This is a genomic window from Clostridium tetani (assembly GCF_900167265.1).
In the GTDB taxonomy this organism is placed as follows: Bacteria; Bacillota; Clostridia; order Clostridiales; family Clostridiaceae; genus Clostridium_G; species Clostridium_G tetani.
In genome coordinates this window covers 106,677-128,090 of the sequence record NZ_FUWT01000004.1, presented here as the reverse complement: position 1 = coordinate 128,090, position 21,414 = coordinate 106,677, and the positions used below count along the sequence as shown (strand labels likewise).

The following is a 21,414-nucleotide window of genomic DNA, read 5'->3' as shown; positions in this document are numbered from 1 at the left end:
CCTCCATGCACTCTATTTTAATTCTACAACAGTAACTCCTGTTCCACCTTCTCCGTATTCACCTAGTCTATAATTTTTTACTTGCGGATGTCTTTTTAACATATCATTTATGGACTTTCTTAAAATCCCTGTTCCCTTTCCATGAATTACAGTAACTTCTTTAAGTCCTGCTACATACGCCTCATCTAAATACTTATCTGTATTATAAACAGCTTCCATAGAATCCATACCTCTTAAATCTATTTCTGACTCTACCGTTCTCATTCTTAATTTAGCCTCTCTTTTTCTCCCCTTTTTATTCTCTTCTTTAGGTTTATCTACAAGTCTTAAATCATCTAATTTTACATTTATTTTCATAATACCTGCCTGTACTTGAACTTCTCCCCTATTATCTGGTTTTGAAAGTATTATTACTTTTTGATCCAATTTAGGAAGATAAACTTCTTCACCTAAATTTATTTCTTTTATTTTTTTTCCTTTTTCTTTATTTAAGTTTTCTTCTTTCTCTTCAAGTTTGTGTATTTTACTATTTAGTTTTTTTCTTTCTTCTTCAAGCTTTTGTCTAGCAGTAGATGAATATCCCATTTTTTCTAATTCTCTTATGTTTTTTAATATTTCATCTGCTTCTTCTTTAGCTTCCTTTATAAGCTTTTTAGCTTCTTCTTGAGCACCCTTTAGTAACTTTTCCCTAGTTTCCTCTACAATTTTTAATTTATCTTCATATTTATCCTTTAATCTATCTGCTTCTAGTTTATACATTTCTGCTCTTCTAGCATCATCTGAAGCCTTTATACTTTTAGATTGTAGTTTTTCAATAAGAGCCTCAAATTTCAAACTGTCACTCTCTATATTGTTTTTAGCCTCTTCTATAATATCTTCACCTAAACCCAACCTTTTAGATATTTCAAAGGCATTAGATTTTCCTGGTATACCTATTAATAATCTATATGTAGGTCTTAAGGTTTCAACATCAAATTCTACAGAAGCATTTTCTACATCTTCCGTTTTTAAGGCATATCCTTTTAATTCGCTATAGTGAGTAGTAGCAACTATTTTACATTTTCTTCTTCTTAGGTTTTCTAAAATTGATATTGCTAAAGCCGCTCCCTCCGTAGGATCTGTTCCTGCACCTAATTCATCAAATAATACTAAAGATTTATGATCTGCTTTTGATATTATATCTACTATATTTACCATATGAGATGAGAAAGTTGATAGACTTTGTTCTATACTTTGCTCATCTCCTATATCCGCAAATATCTCTTCAAAAAATGCTATGGTAGAATTTTCCTTAGCTGGTATTAGTAATCCACTTAATCCCATTATATGAATTAATCCTAAAGTTTTAAGTGTTACAGTTTTTCCACCTGTATTAGGTCCTGTTATAATTAAGGATGTAAAATCCTTACCTAAGTATATGTCTGTTGGAACTACCTTTTCTGTATCTATTAAAGGATGTTTACCCTCTATTATGTCTACTATTCCATCTTCACTAACTTTAGGTAAAGTACAGTTATTATGGCTTGCAAACTTAGCTTTTGCAAATATAAAATCCAATTCCCATATTACCTTGGCATTAACATTTACTACATCTAAATTATTATATACCTTTAAGGAAAGTTCTTCTAATATTCTCTCTATTTCTTCTCTTTCTTTTAGCAATAATTCTTTTATTTCGTTATTTAGATTTACTAAGCTCATTGGCTCAATAAATAGAGTTGCTCCAGAAGAACTTTGATCGTGAACAAGCCCTGGTACAGAGCCTTTATGTTCTGCTCTTACTGGTAAAACATATCTATCTCCTCTTATTGTGTATATGCTTTCTTGTAAGTAAGGAGAGTACTTTCTAACTAAGGAATTTACTCTATCCCTTAGAGAATCATTTTTATCTCTTAATGATCTTCTTATACCATAAAGCTTTAAACTTGCTCTATCGGCTATTTCATCGTCACTTATAACTATATTAAATATAGATTCTTCTAGTCCTTTAAGAAGTTCTATACCCTCACATATGTCCTCTATATTTTTATGAGGAGTTTCTTCATGTTTTCTGCCTACATAGTCTTTAAACCTTCTTGATGATTTTAAAATAGATGCTACTTTTAATAGTTGCCCTGGTAATAAAACCATAGCTTTTTCTACTCTAATTAAAATATCCCTTATATCATATACTCCTTCAAAAGGTGGTTCCCCCTTTGTTTGAAGCAAATCTAAAGCTTCCATTGTTTCTTCTAAATGCATTTCTACTTCATAAAGATTTGTATAGGGTTTTAAATTATCTACTATGTCCTTTGCTGCATTAGTTTTTACAAAGCCTTTTAGTTTTTCTTTTATCTTATAAAATTCTAATACTTTTAATGCTCTTTCATTCAATTGTTAAACACCTCGTTATTTTATTCTACACCTCTTTTATAATGTCCCCTTGTATAGTTTTTAAAATCTTCTTTCCATTTTTTATTTTTAAATGCTTTTAATATTTTATCTACATCTTTGTAATCTTCATCTGTAAAATCTATTCTAAAAGAGTATACACCTAACTCTTCTAATTCTTTTATATATTGAATTAAGTTTAGAGGAACTGTATTTAAAATATGACTTCTACAAAACTTATCGGTTGTAATTGGAAATTCTTCTCCCTTTCTATCTATTAAGCTAAAATTACCTTTTTCGCAAATGTTATTACATCCATTTAATTTGTTTTTTTCTGAGAAGGCACTTCCTATTGGACAATATTCACTTACCATAAGTTCAATTCTTCCATAAGCTAATAACTGAACAGGTATCCTACTTTTTTTCAAAATATCTTTTATTTCCATCTTATTTAACTCTGTGCTTAAACATCCCATGGATATAAAATCTTTAAAAAATTCTAAGGAGTAATTATTAAACATATTTAATTTATAATCTCCTATAATAGTTTTTTTATCTTTAAAGTCATTTATGATTCCAAGATTAGCAGTTATTATACCTTTTATATTATCTAAATTATTATTTATATATTCATAAATATAATTATATTCCTTTTTTATTATATTGGGTATTTTCAAGTATATATTAATATCCTCTTTAATTAAATCTGAAATATCTAGTTGATTATATTTAATAAAAGGATTTATACATATATTTTTTATGCCATTTTCTATAGTTGCTTTTAATTGTTCTTTTGTTTTTATTGTTACAATATGTTCAGGTAGTCTTTCATTGTATTCATACTGTTCATTAACTTTATTTAAATTTACTTCCACATTTGAAACATTTCTTCTATATTTTTTTAATAAAAAATCTTCTATTTTACATAAGAAATCTCTTCTAACTTCGTTTATTTTTGAAATAGGTAAGAATCCTTCTTCATAAACTTCAAAATTTATACTTTCAAATTTAAAAGGAGTATCACCTGTTTTCTCTATGTTTTCTTTTATCTTTTCTCTACTTAAAGGTTTTTTTAATGCTTTTTGTATAATTTCACCTTCAACTAAAATAAGTTCATCCTCTATATGAGTATATATAGTTATAGGCATTTCTTTTTTAAATACTATATTTACATTTATATTTATTTTTTTACCATAGGGATCTTCAAAATATATACTACTTTCTTTTAATAATTTTATATCTGATGTCTTATATATTTTATCTCCTTTTTTATAAAGGTCAGGATATATTTTAACCAAATCTCCTGGATATGCAGTATCTACCTCTTTATTATTCTTTATTATTTTAGATACAGTAAAACCTTTTTCCTTAATTCTAATACCATCACCTAAGGTTAAATCTTCTTTTAATTTAATATTAGATTGGTAATCTACATCTCCTATATATATTCCTGTATTTTTAGGAAAGTTTTTTGCTATCATATCTATTCCTTCATTACCATAAAGATATGCTTTTGAAAAACCTTCTCTATTAAATAGCTTTAATAGTTTTTTAGTTTTCAGTTTATAATCTATTTCTTTAATATTTTTCTTATAAAAACTATTGATAACTTCTCTATAGATTGTAACTACACCTGCTACATATTCTGGTCTCTTCATCCTACCTTCTATTTTAAAAGATTGGGCCCCAGATAAAATTAAATCTTCTACATTTTCTATGGTACACACATCTTTAGGACTTAATAAATAAGCTTTTTGTTTTTGATTGTTTTCATTATTTATTATAGTGTAAGGCAACCTACAAGGTTGAGCACATCTTCCTCGATTACCACTTCTTCCTCCTATTAAACTACTCATTAAACACTGTCCTGAATAACATATGCACAATGCACCATGTACAAATACTTCAGTTTCAACTTTCAAATTATTAGATATATCTTTTATTTCCTCCATGAATAATTCCCTTGATAAAACTATTCTTTCAAATCCAACATCTTGTAATAACTTTGCCCCTTGAATATTGTGTACTGTCATTTGGGTAGATGCATGAAGTTCAAAATCAGGGAAATGCTTTTTAATTAAGTAAAATAAACCTGTATCTTGAATTATAAGAGCATCTACTCCTATATTATAAAGATATCTTATATATTCTAAAGCCTCTTTTAACTCTTTTTCCTTTAACAAAATATTTACTGTTACATATACCTTAACACCATATATATGGCAATAGTCTACCGCTTTTCTCATAGTTTCTTCATCAAAATTTGATGCATAAGCCCTTGCTGAAAATTTACTTCCTCCTAAATAAACAGCATCTGTCCCACTTTGTACCGCTGCATATAGGCTCTCAATACTTCCTGCTGGTGCTAATAACTCTACTTTTTTCATAATCCACCTCTCTAATTAAATCTAATGACTATTATACTACAAAAAAGGCTGTTGAAAAATCAACAGCCTAACTTTTTACCTTTTTTTTAATCCTATTATTTATTAAGGGATTGTTTTGGTTTTTCTCTTTAGCAAGTTCTACTTGAGTTTCTATCAATCTGTTTTGTAAATCTATTATCTTATACTTTGCAGATTGAATTTGAAATTTATGTTCCTTACGTTCAACTTTTAAAGATTCATTTTCTTCTTTAGTTTCATTGTATTTATTATACAAATCTTCTTTTTCTATTTTTAGAGATTTTATTTCTAAATCTTTTTCTTTTAAATTCTCATCATTTGTATCATTAGAATTAGAATTCTTTAATAGTTCTTTTTTTTCATCTCTAATTTTTTCTTTTTCTTCTTTTACTTGTTGATTTTCTTCATATAAGGCTTGTAATTTATCTGTAAGTTCTTCAATTTCTTTTTCCAATCTTTTGTTGTATTCTTTTACAAGATTAATTTCTTCTAAAAGTTTTTCCACCTCTTCATTGCTTTTAATTAATTCGTCAACAGTATTTAGTGCAGTTAGTATTGCAGCAGAGGATGTACTCAATTTAGTATTATTTGATAAAATAGTTTTTATTGTTTTATCAACATAGTTAGCAATCTTATGTAAGTATTCTTCTTTTTCATTTCCTTTTAAGTTATACTCAACTCCATTTATTCTTACAACAACTATATTCACTGTACACACCCTCTCAGATAAATTCATATATATCTACATTCTAACATAAAATTCACATAGTTAAAATAGAATTTACACCATATATACTATCATCTGAGTCTGTAATCTTATTTATCTTAATTCAGCACCTAAGTTGTTTTCTAAAGTTCTAACTATTTTATCATGAACTTTATTTACTTCTGCATCTGTTAGTGTTCTATTTGGCATTCTGTATACTATTGAATATGCAACACTCTTCTTACCTTCAGGTATTTGAGCCCCTTTATATACATCAAATAGTTTAACATCTTCTAGTATTTTTCCACCTTTATTTCTTATTATACTTTCTATATCTTGTACAAGTACCTCATCATCTACAAGTAACGCCATATCCCTATCCACTGCTGGGAATTTAGGTAGTGCTTTATATTTTTTCTCAATGTTAGCATTCTTAAATAACACATCTAAATTTAATTCTGCTATATAACATTTTTCATCTATATCATAATTATCTAATACATCTGGGTGTATTTCTCCTAATAATCCAGCAAATTCTTTATTAACATATAGTTTTGCTGTTTTTCCAGGATGGAATGTTGGATGCTCTGATTCCCTTTTATAAGAACTCTTTTCTATATTTAATTCTTCAATTAAATTTTCCAATATACCTTTTAAATTTAAATAATCTACCTCTCCATACATCCCTATTACAAGAGTATTTCTTTCTTCTGGTAATACTTTTTCATCTTGGCTTGGAATATATACTTTTCCCATTTCAAATAATCTAGCATAAGAATTATTTCTAGAATAGTTTCTAGATAAAGCTTCCATCATTGATGCAAGAGTGGTAGTTCTCATTAAGCTATAATCCTCTCCTAGAGGATTCTTAATTTTTACAGTGTTTCTTAAATCGTTATCTTTTGGTATAAGTATTTTATCAAAAATCTTAGGACTTACAAAAGAATAGCTTATAGATTGATTCAATCCACTTCCTATTAATATTTCTACCACTTTATCTTCTAGATGTTGCTTTAATGTCTTACCAGCTCTTTTACTTACACTATTAAACATAGTAGTTGGTATATTATTATATCCATAAATTCTTGCTATTTCTTCTGCTACATCTTGTTTTAATACTATATCACTTCTAAATGTAGGAACAGTTATATTTAAAGTATCTCCTTCTACATCTGTTTTTAATTCTAATCTATCAAGATATTCTTTCATGTCTTCTTTTGAAATGTCTGTACCTAAAAACTTATTCATCCAATTAGAATCTACTTTAAGATTTCTTTCTTTTATTGGGTTTTTGTATATATCTATAGTACCTTCCATTACTTCTCCTGCATCTAATTCTTCTATTAGATGACAAACTCTATCCATAGCTATTTCTACCAAATTTGGATCTAAATCTTTTTCAAATTTTGAAGAAGATTCTGTTCTTAATCCTAATTTTTTTGAAGAAACTCTTATATTTGTTCCATCAAAATTTGCACACTCTAGTATTATTTCTTTTGTATCTTCTTTTACTTCAGAGTTTAGACCTCCCATTATACCTGCTAAAGCTACTGCTCTATCTCCATCCTTTATGCATAAAACACTTTCATCTATAGTTCTTTCCACTTTGTCTAAGGTAGCAAATTTTTCTCCTACTTTTCCTTTTTCTATTACTATTTTATTAGAAGTTATTTGTCGTCCATCAAAAGCATGAAGTGGTTGACCAAGCTCTAGCATAACGAAGTTAGTTATATCAACTATATTATTTATTGCTCTTACACCAGCTTCTTCTAATCTTTCTTGCATCCATTCAGGAGACTCTTGTATCTTAACATTTTTTACTCCTCTTGCCATGTATCTTCTACATAAATCATCTCTTATTTCTACTTCTAAGGAATCCTTTATATTAGCTTTATTTTTAGGTGTATAATCTAACTTAGGCATAGTATATTTTATTCCCAATGTAGCAGCTGTTTCCCTTGCTATTCCTACTACACTTAAACAATCTGGTCTATTAGAAGTTATTTCAAATTCTATTACTGCATTATCTAAATCTAAAACTTCCTTTATATCCTTTCCAATTGCTGTATCAGAAGGTAATATCATTAATCCATCTACACCGCTCTCTGGCATACCTAATTCTTTTTCAGAGCACATCATACCATTTGACATTATACCTCTTAACTTACCTTTTTTTATCTTTACGTCATTTGGCAATACCGCACCATGAACAGCTACTGGTACTATATCTTCTTCTTTCATATTATTTGCCCCTGTAACTATTTGGATAGGTTCTTCTTTACCAATATTTACACTGCAAACTACTAATTTATCTGCATCTGGATGTCTTTCTATTTTTTCTATTTTTCCAGTTACTACATTTTGTATTTCATCTCCAGAAGATATGATTTCTTCTACTTTTGAGCCTGATAAAGTAAGCCTATCCCCTAATTCATTAGCAGAAATATTTATATTAACATAATCTTTTAACCATTTAAATGGAACCTTCATCCTTATACTCCTCCTTTGTCATATTAAAATTGATTTAAAAATCTCATATCACTTTCATAAAGTAATCTTATATCATCTATACCATACTTTTGCATTACCATTCTATCTACTCCAAATCCAAATGCAAATCCACTATATACTTCCGGATCTATTCCACAATTTTTTAAAACTTGTGGGTGAACCATTCCTCCTCCTAAAATTTCTATCCATCCTTCACCCTTACATACTTTACATCCTTCTCCATGGCATACAAAGCAAGTAGCATCCATTTCTGCTGATGGTTCTGTAAAAGGGAAATGATGTGGTCTAAACTTAGTTTTTAAATCCTCTCCAAACATCTTTTTAGCAAACATATCTAAAGTACCTTTTAAATCTGCAAAAGTTACCCCTTTATCTACCACTAGTCCTTCCATTTGATAGAATATAGGTGAATGTGTAGCATCTACTGAGTCAGAACGATATACCTTACCTGGTGCTATCATTTTTATTGGAAGTTTTTGACTTTCCATAGTTCTAATTTGAATAGGTGATGTTTGAGTTCTTAGAACCACATTGTCATTTATATAAAAAGTATCCTGTTCCCCTCTAGCTGGGTGATTTTTAGGTATATTTAAAGCTTCAAAGTTATAATAATCTAGCTCTATTTCTGGCCCTTCCTCTACCGTAAATCCCATATTGATAAAAATCTCTTTCATTTTATCTAGTGTTTGTTCTAAAGGATGTCTTTTACCTAAATATTGTCTTTTACCTGGTAATGTTATATCTATAGTTTCCTCAGAAAGTTTAATATTCTTTTCTTTTTCTTTAATTTCTTTTAAAGTTGTTTCTATTATTTCTTCAATATTTTTTCTTATCTCATTAGCTAACTTTCCTACTATAGGTCTTTCCTCTGCACTTAGTCCTCCCATACCTCTAAGTATTTTAGTTAACTCACCTTTTTTACCTAAGTATTTTACTCTTATGCTTTCTATTGTTTCCTTATCTACCACATTATTTAATTCTTCAATGGCATTTTTCTTAATCTTTTCTAGTATCTCTTTCATATGTAAGCTCCTTTCATTTTATTTAAATTAAAAAAAGCTCCTCCCTAAATAGGGACGAACTTTACTCCGCGATGCCACCCTTGTTGATACAAAAGTATCCAGCTCTATGAATATCGGTTCATGTCCGCTAATTGCTACTAAATTTCACAATTAGAACTCAGAAGCGAACTTCAATATAAAAATTAATAAAAAAGCTTTCAGTCCTTGACCTTTTCTCCCTAGAAAAATTTTTACATTTACTCTCTTCGTCATAGTTTACTATATTAAATTAAAATCATCTTTAATTTACAATTTTACATATTAAATGTGTAATTGTCAATATTATTTTAGATTTTGCCTTACTATTTCAAAAATTATAATGGATGTAGCTACTCCTGCATTAAGAGATTCAGCATTGCCAGGCATAGGTATTATAAAAGTTTCATCACTTATATTGTAAACTTCTTCACTTACTCCACTGCCCTCATTTCCCACAGCTAATATTAAGTTTTTTTTACATAAATCTAGGTCATATAAACTTTTGTTTGTATCTAAACTACTGGCTAATACCTTAAATCCTTTTAATTTTAGATCTTTAATTTTATCTAACTTGAAATCTTCAATAACTGGTATATAAAATATGGATCCCATGGAAGATCTTAAAGTTTTTTCATTATATACATCTACTGTACCCTCAGTTATTAATATACCTGAAGCATTAGCTGCGTGAGCAGTTCTTATTATTGTTCCCATATTACCAGGGTCTTGAACTCTATCAGCTAATATATATAATCCATCTTCTTTTAGTTTTAAAACTTCCTTCATGTTCACAATTGCCAATATGCCCTGTGAATTTTCAGTTCCACTTATACTATTAAATGAACTTTCATTTAATATGTATACTTTATTTTCTATAACTTCTATATTTATATTAAACTCTTGTACCTTATTCAAAGACTTTTCATTTATCAGTATATATTCTATACAATAATCTGATTTTAATGCCTCTTCTACAAATCTAAAACCTTCTACTATAAACTTTTTTTCTTTTTTTCTATGTTTTTTATCTCTTAATTTTCTAACGAATTTAACTAAATTATTATCTTTACTGGTTATAGTATTCAATTTTAATTCACCCTTTATTTAGAAACTAAGGTTTCTAATCTATTTAATTCATCTGTTCCACCTATGGCAACTATAATATCCCCTTCTTCAATTACATCTTCTGCTGTAGGAGACACATTTATTTCTTCTTTTTTCTTTATTGCCACTATATTTATACCATAATTTGCTCTTATACTTAAATCTTCTAAATTTTTACCATACCATTCTTTTGGGCTTATTACTTCTGCTATACTAAAATCTGGAGATAATTCTATATAGTCTAATATATTTGTAGAAACCAAATTATGAGCAACTCTTACCCCCATATCTCTCTCTGGTAATACAACTTTATCAGCACCTATTTTATATAAAACTTTTGCATGCAGTTCACTATTAGCCTTTGCAATTGTATATCCAACCCCTAATTCCTTTACTAAAAGAGTTGCCATTACACTTGCTTGTAGGTCAGAACCTATGGTAACTACCGCTACATCAAAATTTCTAACTCCAATGGATCTTAAGCTATTTTCATCAGTAGCATCTGCTTGAATTGCATGAGTTACATTTTCCGATATACTTTGCACTCTATCTTCATCTGAATCAATTGCTAAAACATCATTTCCTAGAGAATATAATGTTTGAGCTACAGATGTTCCAAACCTTCCCAAACCTATAACTACAAATTGTTTATTTGCCAATTTAAAATTCCCCCTTATCCTACTAAAACTTTTCCCTCTGGGTATTTTATATTTCTAGAAGACTTTTTATTTGATAAAGCCAATGCCAATGTTAAAGGACCAACTCTTCCTGCATACATAGTTAGTGCTATTATAATTTTTCCTGCAAAACTCAATTTTGTGGTTATACCTAAAGTCAATCCAACAGTTCCAAAGGCAGATGTAGCTTCATAAAGTAAATTTTCAAAAGAATGAGCACTGTCTGTAATAGATAATAGCATAGTTACAATGGTAACTATCAAAAATCCAATTACCACAATTGCTAAAGCTTTATATATATTATCTTTAGGAACCCTTCTTTGAAAAATTTCAGTATCTTCTCTTCCTTTTATCACACATAATATAGTCATAAACATCAATCCAGCAGTAGTGGTTTTTATTCCCCCAGCTGTAGAACCTGGTGAGCCTCCAATAAACATAAATATAATAGTTAAAAATTTACCAGCTGTAGTCATATCAGAAGTTGATATAGAATTAAATCCAGCTGTTCTTGGGGATACTGAAGCAAAAAAAGAAGATAACATCTTTCCTTTAAGTCCCATATTCTTCATAGTACCTGGATTATTAAATTCAAATAAAAACATTAAAATAGCACCTACAACTATTAATATACTAGTTGTGGATATACATATTTTTGAATGAAGAGATAATCTCTTAAAACCTCTGAAATTATATATCTCTTGCCATACATAAAATCCTAATCCTCCTATGATTATAAGAAGAGATATAGTTAATATAATTACTGAATTATTATAATATCCTGTAATACTACTATAATTTCCTATAAGGTCAAATCCTGCATTACAAAACGCAGATACTGAGTGAAATATACTATAATATATACCTTTGCCTATACCGAACTCTGGTATGAATTGTGTGGATAAAATCAAAGCTCCTCCTAGTTGTGCTGAAAAGGTAAATATTAAAATATATTTAACCATTTTTACAACACCTTGAGTGGAGAAAAAATTATATGCTTCTTGCATAACCAATCTTTCTTTTAAGGTAATTTTCTTACCTAAAATTAAAGCTACTAATGTACCAAAAGACATAAAGCCTAAGCCACCTATTTCAATCAATAACATTATAACGGTTTTACCAAAATAATTCCAATGAGTCCCTGTGTCTACAGTAACCAATCCAGTAACACAGGTAGCAGATGTAGATATAAAAAAGCAATCTATTAAAGGAGTCTTCTCTCCACTATTAGTAGCTATAGATAGATTTAATAGTATAGTACCTGTAAGAATAACTATTGCAAAACCCAATGCTAAAATTCTAAATGGAGTAGCTCTTCTCATTTTAAATTTTTGTAAATTCATACATGTCTCCTCTCTTACTAAAGTGATACCTAATTGTTGTTTCTCAATATATTTAATGAAATTATATCACTGTAAACACAAATGTCAATTATATGCTATATTCATATAATTGACATTTTAAGTTAAAAAAATGCAGCAAATTGCTGCATTTTTTATGCGTTAAGTTGTTTCTTAGCTGCTTCAACTAATTCAGAAAAAGCTTTTGGATCATTTATAGCTATTTCTGATAACATTTTTCTATTCATATCTATTCCTGCAAGTTTAAGTCCATTCATAAATCTTGAATAGGAAAGACCATTTGCTCTTGTAGCTGCGTTAATTCTTGCTATCCATAACTTTCTATAATCTCTTTTCTTTAACTTTCTTCCAGTATAAGCATTTCTTAAAGCTCTTATAACACTTTCATTAGCTGTTTTAAATAATCTACTTTTCCCACCAAAGTATCCTTTTGATAGCTTTAATATTTTCTTATGTTTTTTACGTGCATTCATTGCTCTTTTTACTCTTGCCATTTAAACAAACCTCCTTTAACCGAAAACTATAAGTATGGTAATAGCTTCTTCATTGCTTTTTCTTGTGTTTCTGAAACGTATCCTATTTTTCTTAAATTTCTTTTTGTTTTAGTACTTTTCTTTGTTAATATATGGCTTTTATATGCCTTTGCTCTTTTTAATCTTCCTGTTCCTGTCTTTTTAAATCTCTTAGCTGCTCCTCTATGAGTCTTCATTTTTGGCATATTATGTTCCTCCTCTCAACAATACGGATTAAAGTATTTTATTTCCTTGGAGCTAAAACCATGGTCATATTTTTACCTTCTAACCTAGCTGGTTTCTCCACAACACAAACATCCTCTACTTTAGATAAAAAGGTCTTTAATATCTTGTTACCTACTACATTAGAATGTTCCATTTCTCTTCCTCTAAATCTAACAGTTACTTTAACTTTGTCCTCTGCTTTTAAGAACTTTCTTGCATTGTTAGCTTTAATTCCTATATCATGTTCTTCTATTGTTGCACTTAATCTTATTTCTTTTACATTAATAACCTTTTGTTTCTTTTTTGCCTCTTTGTCTTTCTTGGTCTGTTCATATATAAACTTTCCATAATTCATTATTTTACAAACAGGCGGTTTTCCTGTTGGAGCTATCATTACTAAGTCTAATTCCTTTTCTTCCGCTCTTTTTAAAGCTTCAGATGTGGGTATTACTCCTAGCTGCTCTCCATCCTCAGCAATAACCCTAACTTCCTTTTCTCTAATTTCTTCATTCATAAGGAAACCTTTTTTAATAATATTCACCTCCTAGGTGGATTTAAAATAAAAAAAGACGGCAAATGCCGTCCTCTAATCAAAATAATAAACTGATTTCATAACCTTACTAGCTATGCTGTAAGGTGAGAAACGGCTAGTTTCTTCTTAACGTTTTAAATTATACTACTGTACCTTTATATTGTCAAGCTATTTTTTATTCCACATCTACCTATTTAGAGTTTTCTACTATTCTATTATCTATTTCATAGTTTAATTTTGCTACAAACTCTTTTAAAGAAATAGCTCCTAAGTCTCCTTCTTTTCTGCTTCTTACTGCAACTTTATTTTCACTTACTTCTTTATCTCCTAATATAATCATATAAGGTACCTTTTGAAGTTGAGCTTCTCTTATTTTATATCCTATTTTTTCATTTCTATCGTCAAACTCTACTCTTATTCCTTTTTCTTTTAGATCATTAACTACTTTATTAGCATAATCTTTTTGTGAATCTGTAATAGTCATAACTTTTACTTGTACTGGAGCTAACCATGTCGGGAAAGCTCCTGCAAAATGTTCTATAAGTATTCCTATAAATCTTTCTATACTTCCAAATACTACTCTATGAACCATAACTGGTCTATGTTTTTCTCCATCTTGACCTACATATGTTAAATCAAATCTTTCTGGCATTTGGAAATCCAACTGAATAGTTCCACATTGCCATGTTCTACCTATGCAGTCCTTTAAATGGAAGTCTATCTTAGGACCATAAAAAGCCCCATCCCCTTCATTTATTTTATATTCTAATCCTGCACCCTCAAGAGCATTTTTTAATCCATTAGTTGCAACTTCCCAGTCTTCATCGCTACCCATAGAATCTTCTGGTCTAGTGGATAATTCAACAAAGTACTCAAATCCAAAAACTTTGTAGAAACTATCAATTAATTTTATTACATTTAGTATTTCATCCTTTATTTGTTCCTTTGTCATAAATATATGAGCATCATCTTGAGTAAAGCATCTAACTCTCATAAGCCCATGTAATGCTCCAGATAATTCGTGCCTATGAACCAATCCAAGCTCTCCTAGTCTCATTGGAAACTCCTTATAAGAATGTAAATGGCTCTTGTAAACCAAGATTGAACCTGGACAATTCATTGGTTTTATAGCAAAATTTTCATTATCTATTTTAGTAAAATACATATTTTCTTTATAGTGATCCCAGTGACCTGATCTATGCCATAATTCTTCGTTCAATATAACTGGAGTTCTTATTTCATCATAGCCAGCTTTAGTATGTTTTTCTCTCCAGAAATTTTCTAAAATATTTCTTACTACCATTCCCTTCGGGTGGAAAAATGGAAATCCTGGGCCTTCTTCATTTATAGTAAATAAGTCTAGTTCTTTCCCTAACTTTCTGTGATCTCTTCTTTTAGCTTCTTCTAACATTTTTAAATATGCTTCTAATTCACTTTTCTTTAAAAATGCCGTTCCATATATTCTTTGAAGCATTTTATTTTTTTCATCGCCTCTCCAGTAAGCACCTGCCACTGAAAGAAGTTTAATTGCCTTTATTTTTCCTGTGGAAGGTAAATGAGGTCCTGCACATAAATCTACAAAATCACCTTGTTTATAAAAAGAAATAACCTCTCCTTCTGGTAGATCTTCTATTAATTCAACTTTATAAGGTTCACTTGCATCCTTAACAAGTTTAATTGCTTCTTCCCTTGGAAGTTCAAATCTTTCTATTTCTAAGTTTTCTTTTACTATTTTCGCCATTTCTTTTTCTATTTTTTCTAACATTTCTGGTGTAAAAGTAAAGTCTATATCAAAATCATAATAAAATCCATTATCTATAGCTGGTCCTATTGCTAATTTAGCTTCTGGATAAAGCCTTTTTACTGCTTGTGCTAGTATATGTGATGATGTGTGCCTTACTGTTTTTCTTCCTTCCTCATCATCAAAAGTTAGTATTTCTAGTTCACTATCTTCTTTTATTTCTGTCATAAGCTCAGCTATTTCTCCATTTATCTTAGCTCCTACAGCTTTTTTATATAAAGCTGGACTTATTTTCATAACTATATCACTTACTTTTACTCCTTTTTCTACTTCTATTACTTTTCCGTCTTTTAATGTTATATTTATCATTATATACTCCCTCCTTAATATAGTGCTTATTTATATTCAAAAAATAAAAAAAACGCCCCTCTAATGGGACGAGTATCTCGTGGTTCCACCCAAATTTGATAATAGATTTTTGCTTTTATTATCCTTTGAGATCCTTTAACGCAGGTAACGGAAATACTTACTTAATTTCAGTATTCAGCTCTAAGGTGGTTTTCAATAAATACTATTAAGAAAATTTTTCAGCCTGAGAATTTTCCTCTCTTATAATAGTGGTCTTATTTACTCTTCCTTTTCTTAGCCTTTAACATCTTGTTATATAATTATATTCACTTAGATAATTATTGTCAATAACTTTATTTTCTATATTGCTTATTTATCTCTCTACAGGTTTCACAACTATTACAATAAGCTACCTTTTTTAAAAATACATTATTTATTGTATTTATAAGCTCTTTATTTAAACAGTTTTCAACACAATGTATAATAATTTTCTCTGGACAGTAAGTTATTAAACCACTTATTAATATATCATCCAAGTTTATTTCTAGAGATACATTATTAGAAATAAAGTCTTTAAATAACTCTTCAGTTATATCTATCCCATTTTTGTCTTTTATTATATAATTACCCTCTTTATATATTATTATATTGACCTCATCAATTCTACTTTCTTGTATATTAACAAAATATTTTAATAGCTTTATAAATTCATCGTATTCTTTTTCTATAACATATTCCTCTACTATTTTTTCTATTATAAGTTTTAATTCTTTTTCTAAAGTTTTTGTTCTAAAAGTTAAAAACCCCTCTATATTTATTTCATTTCTTTCTTTAATACATTCTAATATTTCATCCATAATTTCATTTTTTTTATTCATGTAATATATATTTGAACTATCTATCATTTTTTCATTATTTGTAAGGATATCCCTAATCTTTTCTTCTATTTCTTTTATATCTTTTGAATTTAAGAAAAAATAACTTTCCTCTATAAATTCAATCATATTCTCTTTTAAAAATTTATCTATATAAATATTATATATTATATTAGCTATATGCAAATGGAATATATTTTTACTTTTCTTTGTTAACTTTTCTTCTGGAATGTATATTCTCATAAAGTGAATGTTATTATCAATACTTTCACATACACCTATTTCAAGTTCAAAATAAACTTTTAAAGCATTTATTCCTTCAATAATTTCCTTAAAATCATCTTCATATATTATTTTAAATATTGCCATATATTTCACTCCCTTCTGTCATAGTATGTGTTTTATTTTTATGTATATTCATATTGAAATTATTAAAAATTTGATATAGAATTTATTGCTAGGTGATGTAGTTATGAAATATTTATTTGTAGATGGAAGAATATCTATAGAAGAAGAATACAATTTAATGTCATTAGAGTACAATATTATAAAATGCCCTATATTCTCTTTATTATACTATGCTATTTCTGGTCATCCTGACATCCTTATCCATGTGTTAGACGAAAAGAATTTAATCTTGCACAAAGATATAGATAAAGAGTTTATAAAAAAATTAAAAAATTTAAATTTTAATATAAAACTATCTAAAAACTCACTATCTTCTAATTACCCCATGAACATAGGGTTAAATGCAGTAAACTTAAGTAATGTTTTTATACATAATTTAAAATACACCGATCCTGTTTTAATAGAAAATGTTAAAGACAAGAATTTAATAAATGTAAAACAAGGCTATACTAAATGTTCTGTAGCAGTAGTTAGCGATAATGCAATAATAACTTCGGATAAAATTATTGCACAGAAAGCTAAAGAAGTTTCTATTGATGTTCTATTAATTCCTCCTGGGGACATAATTTTACCTGGATTAGACTATGGATTTATAGGGGGGTGCTGTGGACTTATAGAAAAGGATTTGATGGCATTTTTCGGTGATTTGAATTATTTTAATTATGGCAATGAAATAAAAGAATTTTTATATAAACATAATGTAACACCTATTTACTTAAAAAAAGGAAAGCTCATAGACAGAGGAAGCATTTTGTGTAATGAATAATTATGGATAGCTTTTCTCCATTGTCATTTCGAAAAGTTTTTAATTTTATAAAATCTTTTCGTTTAGTTAATGCTAAACTTTTCTAATCTCCATACAGCTAAATGAATTTTTCATAATAGAACTCTTTAAATTAAAATTTCTCTGAGCTAAACGAAGAAAAATATCCTTCATTATTAATTATTAATTGTTCATTAAATAAAAAAATCATCTTAAAACAATTCTGTTTTAAGATGATTTTTTTATTTGGAGGCACCACCCAGATTTGAACTGGGGAATAGAGGTTTTGCAGACCTCTGCCTTACCACTTGGCTATAGTGCCATATATTGGAGCGGAAGATGGGATTCGAACCCACGACGTTCACCTTGGCAAGGTGACGCTCTACCACTGAGCCACTCCCGCAATACTGGTGGCTCGACCAGGAATCGAACCAGGGACACGAGGATTTTCAGTCCTCTGCTCTACCGACTGAGCTATCGAGCCAAATTGCTTATATATTAAAATATATAAGCAATTTCAATTTAATTATATACACCGTAATCTATTTTGTCAATATGTATTAATGCTTTTATTTAGAATTTTCAATCATCTATTATTTTTCTCTAATATCAACTAGGAATTCACTATCTACAATACTAGCCTCTGCTAAGGTAGCCATATTATTCATAAGACAAAGAGCAGATTCAATCATAAAAAATTGTAGTGGGCATCCTGATCCTTCTCCTAATCTCATCTCCATATGAAGGCATGGCTTAAGCCCTATTGCTCCTGTAACATATTCAATACCTGGTTCTGCTGAAAGATGAGATGATATTAAGAAGTCTTTTACATTGGCATTCATTTTATATGCACATAGTGCTGCTGATGCTGATATTATGCCATCTATTACTATAGGCACTCTATTTTTTGCTGCACCTAAAAAGCATCCACATATTCCTGCAATATCAAATCCTCCTATTTTAGCGATTACATCTATCACATCTTCTTTGTTAGGCTTATTTATTTCTATAGCTTGCTTTACAGCTCTTTTCTTATTTAAAAAACCTTCATCTGTAAGCCCAGATCCTTTTCCTACTATTTTATCAGAATCTATTTGGGACAGAACACTTATTACTGCTGCACTAGTAGCTGTATTTCCTATTCCTGCTTCACCAGTTCCAAATAAATCGTATCCTTCCTTTACAAATTTATCTACTAATTCTATTCCTGTTTCTATGGCTTTAACTGCTTCTTCTCTTGTCATGGCAGGTTCTTTTGCCATGTTTTTTGTTCCATAGGCTACTTTTTTATTAAGTATTCTAGAATCTTTTACATCTGATTTTATCCCTATGTCTACTACACACATATCTGCATTTACATGTTTAGATAAAACTCCTATACCTGTTATTTCTTTGACATAATTTTCAGCTAAAAGAGCAGTTAATTCTTGTGGGCAAGCACTTACTCCTTCTTCGCAAATTCCATTATCTGAACACATTATTACAGTCATTTTTTTATTTATTTCATTCTTTACCTTTCCTGTAATACCAGATATTTGAACTGCAATTTCTTCTAGTTTACCAAGACTTCCTATAGGTTTACTTAAACTATCCATTCTACTCCATGCTTTTTTTATAACTTCCTCATCTGCTGGCTTGATTCTTCTTAGGGTTTCTTCTAATAATTTCATAATAATTACCAACCTTTCTTAAATTTTAAAGCCTCTTCGTTTGAAGAGGCTTTAACAACGACTAAAACTCCCTGCCTTTGAGCAAGGAGAATTTATCCCATGACTACCAGCTCTAATACTCCCATTTTCTTTAAAATGGGAGTAAAGAGCAGGTACGTCCTTGGTTAACGATTTCTAAGCTTTAAGTGGAATACACACTTCTCCTAAAGCTAAGAACTCTGTTTATCATAGCAATTCTTCCCTCCGAAGTAATATATTTTAGGCAGTTCTCCTGACTTTAGTTTCTTCCTTATCCTTCCTTCCCAGTTAACTGGTGGATAATAGGAATCGTCCACTATTACAGTAGCGGGGGCTGTAGTGGATTTTCACCACTTTCTCTTTTAAGTAATTATAAGATCACACCTAAAATCTAATATTAAATTTACAATTAATTAACATTATAAATATTAATTTTAATTTTTTCAATAAGTTTTATTTTACCAGTAATTATTCACTATTAGTTATTCATTATTCGTAATAGTTCTCCTATTTTTTCATGGTCATAAAAATATTTTTCATTGCAAAATTGACATACTAATTCTTCAGTTTTACCTTCATCATAAATTTCTTTTAAATCTTTATATCCTATACTAATAAGTGCCCTATCAATTTTTTCTCTAGAACAATCACAAGTATACTCTGGAACAATACCTTCTAGAATTTTTAGATCCATTCCTTCAAAAATAAATTCTAATATCTCCTCTATACTCATACCTTTAGATATTAATTCAGTTATTGATGGAATTTCTTCTAGTCTATAAGTAATAAAATCTGCTAATAATTCATCTGCACCTGGCATCATTTGTATAATAAATCCTCCTGAAGCCTTAATGGATAAATCTTTATCGACTAAAACTCCTAGCCCAACAGCAGAAGGTGTTTGTTCTGAAACAGTAAAATAATATGCTAAGTCATCTCCTATTTCTCCTGAATATATAGGAACTTGTCCTATGTAGGGATCTTTAAGCCCTAAATCCTTTATAACAGTTATATTACCATTTTTACCTATAGCACCACCTACATCTAACTTACCATTTTGATTTAAAGGTAAATGTACTAGAGGATTTCCTATATATCCCTTTACTTTGCCTTCAGGATATGCAGTTACTAGCACTCCTTTAGCTTCTCCACCACCATCAATTTTTATAGTTATAGTATCTTTTTCTGATTTTAGCATACTCCCCATAAGGCTTCCTGCTGTTAACATTCTTCCTAGTGCAGCCGCTCCTGTGGGACTGCATTTATGTACTTCAATTCCTTTATTAACTAATTCCGTTGTTATGGCTCCTATTATTCTTACTTGCCCATCTTTTGCAGTAGCTTTTATCAATTTATCTGCCATTTTATTTCCCTCCATATATTATTTCTTTAAAACATAAACTATTCTTTCACTTTTTTCTTCTACAGCTTTAAATTCATATCCATTAAATTTATCTATTATTTTAAAGTTATTTTTCTTTATTAATTTTTCTAACCATTCCATTTTATATGCTCTTTCTCTATGTACTTCATCAAATCTCTCATAATAGCTATTAGCTTTCTTAATAAAAAAAGTTAAGTACATTTCTACTATATCCTTATTCAAATAATTTTCCCAAGTGTAAAAAACTTCTTCACTATCGTAAGTGTAGATATTATTTCCAAGTACTTCTGTTATTTTATAATAGGAGTTTATATCAAATATAAATATTCCTTCATCTTTTAAATGATTGTATACTCTAAGAAAATAAGACTCTACCTCTTCTATGCTTGTTAAATAATTTATTGAATCAAGACAACAAGTTATTAAATTAAACTCCTTACCTAATTCTAACTTACTTATATCTTGTTTTATAAAATTGCCCCTAGTTCCATTATATCTTAGCTTCATTTCCGCCTCTGCTAGCATATCACTTGATAAATCTACAGCCCAGGTAGTTTTAAAATGCTTAGATATTATTTCTGTAATATTACCAGTCCCACAAGCTAAATCTAAATAATTATCTTTTTTTACATTATGAGTATTTACTATATCCATAATAAAATTACTCCAACTATGGTAATCTACATCTTCTTTTATTAAATTATCATATATTTGTGCAAAATCTTTATAGCACTCCATCCTTATACCCCTTTAACACTTTTATA

At 29.0% G+C, this 21,414-nt stretch carries 17 protein-coding genes, 3 tRNA genes, 1 riboswitch and 3 other annotated features; of the genes, 1 reads left to right on the top strand and 19 read right to left on the bottom strand.

Annotated elements, in window-relative coordinates; all coding sequences use genetic code 11:
* Positions 1-12 precede the first annotated feature (12 nt).
* The 13 genes from B5D21_RS04080 to ytxC form a co-directional block, all read right to left on the bottom strand.
* A complete protein-coding gene (locus B5D21_RS04080) occupies positions 13-2,373 on the bottom strand; it encodes an endonuclease MutS2 (RefSeq protein ID WP_011100415.1) in 2,361 nt (786 codons plus the stop codon).
* A gap of 20 nt (positions 2,374-2,393) precedes the next feature.
* Positions 2,394-4,757: a U32 family peptidase gene (locus B5D21_RS04075; RefSeq protein WP_011100416.1), complete on the bottom strand. Its 2,364-nt coding sequence runs from the start codon at positions 4,755-4,757 to the stop codon at positions 2,394-2,396.
* Positions 4,758-4,824: 67 nt separating this feature from the next.
* Entirely contained in the window at positions 4,825-5,484 is a 660-nt protein-coding gene (locus B5D21_RS04070) for a cell division protein ZapA (protein ID WP_035124385.1), read from the bottom strand.
* A 111-nt stretch (positions 5,485-5,595) separates the two neighbouring features.
* The gene (pheT, locus tag B5D21_RS04065; RefSeq protein WP_011100418.1) at positions 5,596-7,971 is read right to left on the bottom strand and encodes a phenylalanine--tRNA ligase subunit beta; all 2,376 of its coding nucleotides are present in this window, start codon (positions 7,969-7,971) and stop codon (positions 5,596-5,598) included.
* A 23-nt stretch (positions 7,972-7,994) separates the two neighbouring features.
* Positions 7,995-9,014: a phenylalanine--tRNA ligase subunit alpha gene (gene pheS, locus B5D21_RS04060; protein ID WP_011100419.1), complete on the bottom strand. Its 1,020-nt coding sequence runs from the start codon at positions 9,012-9,014 to the stop codon at positions 7,995-7,997.
* Between the two features lie 47 nt (positions 9,015-9,061).
* Positions 9,062-9,275: a binding site (T-box leader), on the bottom strand.
* Positions 9,276-9,335: 60 nt separating this feature from the next.
* A complete protein-coding gene (locus tag B5D21_RS04055; protein WP_011100420.1) occupies positions 9,336-10,118 on the bottom strand; it encodes a TrmH family RNA methyltransferase in 783 nt (260 codons plus the stop codon).
* Positions 10,119-10,132: 14 nt separating this feature from the next.
* Complete coding sequence (locus B5D21_RS04050) at positions 10,133-10,795, bottom strand: potassium channel family protein (RefSeq protein ID WP_011100421.1); 663 nt, start codon at positions 10,793-10,795, stop codon at positions 10,133-10,135.
* A 14-nt stretch (positions 10,796-10,809) separates the two neighbouring features.
* A complete protein-coding gene (locus B5D21_RS04045) occupies positions 10,810-12,156 on the bottom strand; it encodes a TrkH family potassium uptake protein (RefSeq protein WP_035108967.1) in 1,347 nt (448 codons plus the stop codon).
* A 152-nt stretch (positions 12,157-12,308) separates the two neighbouring features.
* Positions 12,309-12,668, bottom strand: a complete 360-nt coding sequence (gene rplT, locus B5D21_RS04040; protein WP_011100424.1) for a 50S ribosomal protein L20 — start codon at positions 12,666-12,668, stop codon at positions 12,309-12,311.
* A 26-nt stretch (positions 12,669-12,694) separates the two neighbouring features.
* Positions 12,695-12,892 (bottom strand): 50S ribosomal protein L35, encoded by a 198-nt coding sequence (gene rpmI / locus B5D21_RS04035; RefSeq protein WP_023439268.1) that lies wholly within the window; start codon positions 12,890-12,892, stop codon positions 12,695-12,697.
* A gap of 38 nt (positions 12,893-12,930) precedes the next feature.
* Entirely contained in the window at positions 12,931-13,452 is a 522-nt protein-coding gene (gene infC, locus B5D21_RS04030; RefSeq protein ID WP_011100425.1) for a translation initiation factor IF-3, read from the bottom strand.
* A gap of 14 nt (positions 13,453-13,466) precedes the next feature.
* Positions 13,467-13,577: a sequence feature (ribosomal protein L20 leader region), on the bottom strand.
* A 56-nt stretch (positions 13,578-13,633) separates the two neighbouring features.
* Complete coding sequence (gene thrS, locus B5D21_RS04025; protein WP_011100426.1) at positions 13,634-15,553, bottom strand: threonine--tRNA ligase; 1,920 nt, start codon at positions 15,551-15,553, stop codon at positions 13,634-13,636.
* 61 nt (positions 15,554-15,614) lie between these two features.
* Positions 15,615-15,837, bottom strand: a binding site (T-box leader).
* A 48-nt stretch (positions 15,838-15,885) separates the two neighbouring features.
* Positions 15,886-16,776, bottom strand: a complete 891-nt coding sequence (gene ytxC / locus B5D21_RS04020; RefSeq protein ID WP_035124386.1) for a putative sporulation protein YtxC — start codon at positions 16,774-16,776, stop codon at positions 15,886-15,888.
* Positions 16,777-16,879: 103 nt separating this feature from the next.
* On the opposite strand from ytxC, the gene B5D21_RS04015 reads away from it, so the two are divergent.
* A complete protein-coding gene (locus tag B5D21_RS04015; protein ID WP_035124387.1) occupies positions 16,880-17,581 on the top strand; it encodes a DUF6873 family GME fold protein in 702 nt (233 codons plus the stop codon).
* 244 nt (positions 17,582-17,825) lie between these two features.
* Here the strand turns inward: B5D21_RS04015 and B5D21_RS04010 are convergent.
* From B5D21_RS04010 to B5D21_RS03985, 6 genes are all read right to left on the bottom strand, one after another.
* Positions 17,826-17,900 (bottom strand) — tRNA-Cys (locus B5D21_RS04010).
* A gap of 6 nt (positions 17,901-17,906) precedes the next feature.
* Positions 17,907-17,981, bottom strand: a tRNA-Gly gene (locus B5D21_RS04005).
* 5 nt (positions 17,982-17,986) lie between these two features.
* A tRNA-Phe gene (locus B5D21_RS04000) sits at positions 17,987-18,062 on the bottom strand.
* Between the two features lie 109 nt (positions 18,063-18,171).
* Entirely contained in the window at positions 18,172-19,248 is a 1,077-nt protein-coding gene (cobT, locus tag B5D21_RS03995; RefSeq protein ID WP_035108959.1) for a nicotinate-nucleotide--dimethylbenzimidazole phosphoribosyltransferase, read from the bottom strand.
* 244 nt (positions 19,249-19,492) lie between these two features.
* Positions 19,493-19,669, bottom strand: a riboswitch (cobalamin riboswitch).
* A 75-nt stretch (positions 19,670-19,744) separates the two neighbouring features.
* A complete protein-coding gene (gene hslO / locus B5D21_RS03990; protein WP_035108957.1) occupies positions 19,745-20,629 on the bottom strand; it encodes an Hsp33 family molecular chaperone HslO in 885 nt (294 codons plus the stop codon).
* An 18-nt stretch (positions 20,630-20,647) separates the two neighbouring features.
* Positions 20,648-21,388, bottom strand: coding sequence for a class I SAM-dependent DNA methyltransferase (locus B5D21_RS03985; protein ID WP_011100431.1), 741 nt, complete (start codon positions 21,386-21,388; stop codon positions 20,648-20,650).
* Positions 21,389-21,414 lie beyond the last annotated feature (26 nt).

Coding starts and splice junctions, on each gene's coding strand:
- B5D21_RS04015 (WP_035124387.1), top strand. CDS start 16,880: ATGAAATATTTATTTGTAGATGGAAGAATATCTATAGAAGAAGAATAC.
- B5D21_RS04045 (WP_035108967.1), bottom strand. CDS start 12,156: ATGAATTTACAAAAATTTAAAATGAGAAGAGCTACTCCATTTAGAATT.
- rpmI (WP_023439268.1), bottom strand. CDS start 12,892: ATGCCAAAAATGAAGACTCATAGAGGAGCAGCTAAGAGATTTAAAAAG.
- thrS (WP_011100426.1), bottom strand. CDS start 15,553: ATGATAAATATAACATTAAAAGACGGAAAAGTAATAGAAGTAGAAAAA.
- pheT (WP_011100418.1), bottom strand. CDS start 7,971: ATGAAGGTTCCATTTAAATGGTTAAAAGATTATGTTAATATAAATATT.
- rplT (WP_011100424.1), bottom strand. CDS start 12,668: ATGGCAAGAGTAAAAAGAGCAATGAATGCACGTAAAAAACATAAGAAA.
- B5D21_RS04075 (WP_011100416.1), bottom strand. CDS start 4,757: ATGAAAAAAGTAGAGTTATTAGCACCAGCAGGAAGTATTGAGAGCCTA.
- B5D21_RS03985 (WP_011100431.1), bottom strand. CDS start 21,388: ATGGAGTGCTATAAAGATTTTGCACAAATATATGATAATTTAATAAAA.
- cobT (WP_035108959.1), bottom strand. CDS start 19,248: ATGAAATTATTAGAAGAAACCCTAAGAAGAATCAAGCCAGCAGATGAG.
- hslO (WP_035108957.1), bottom strand. CDS start 20,629: ATGGCAGATAAATTGATAAAAGCTACTGCAAAAGATGGGCAAGTAAGA.
- pheS (WP_011100419.1), bottom strand. CDS start 9,014: ATGAAAGAGATACTAGAAAAGATTAAGAAAAATGCCATTGAAGAATTA.
- ytxC (WP_035124386.1), bottom strand. CDS start 16,776: ATGGCAATATTTAAAATAATATATGAAGATGATTTTAAGGAAATTATT.